Origin of the sequence: Campylobacter gastrosuis (genome assembly GCF_030249845.1) — a bacterium.
In the GTDB taxonomy this organism is placed as follows: domain Bacteria; phylum Campylobacterota; class Campylobacteria; order Campylobacterales; family Campylobacteraceae; genus Campylobacter_A; species Campylobacter_A gastrosuis.
Window position 1 is genome coordinate 1 of record NZ_JANURM010000058.1, and the last position, 672, is coordinate 672.

Below are 672 nucleotides of genomic sequence, written 5' to 3' on the forward strand. Positions count from 1 at the left end.
ACCTGCTACTACTTTACCCTCATCTGAAACGTTACCAGCTTTGTCTTCTGTTTTAGCTGTAACTTCTGAGCCGTCTTCTATTTTGTCAGCTGGGATTGTGATTTTGCCAGTGTCTGGATCAACTTTAACGCCGTTATCAGGGCTTGTTGGTTTCCATTTGCCATCATCGCCTTTTTCAGCTGTGAATGTATGCTCGTTGCCGTTTTCATCTTTGTATTTGACCTCTGTTTTTGTTGAGTCATCTTTTGGAGTGACTGATACAGAGCCGTCAGGGTTAGCCACGACGTCAGGGGTGGTTGGTTTAATCTCATCAACGTTGATTACAAATTCAGCAACAGAAGTAGCTTGGTCGCCACTCTTACCAACTAGTTTTACAGATATTGTATGCTCCTCGCTTGTTAGCGGTTGGTTTGGTGTAAATTCAAATGAAGCATCGTCTTTGATAACTGCTGTGCCGATTTGTCTATTGCCGTCAAAGATAGCTACGACTGAACCTGCTAAGCCAGTTTCATTTGGTATAACGCCTTTGATAGTAGGTGTGCTATCATTTGTGAAGTCGCCACTTTGTAATTTGCCATCTTTGCCGCCTGCTACATCATCTATAACATCTGTAATAACAACATCACTTAAAGATACTGGTTTTGTATCTAGTGTTTGAATTACATTGCCATT

Annotated in this window: 1 protein-coding gene; it reads right to left on the reverse strand. The window is 41.5% G+C overall.

What is annotated here, in order from left to right; translation table 11 throughout:
- Positions 1-672: Ig-like domain-containing protein (locus NYG85_RS12070; protein ID WP_284938924.1), on the reverse strand; the 672-nt coding region annotated here is incomplete at both ends.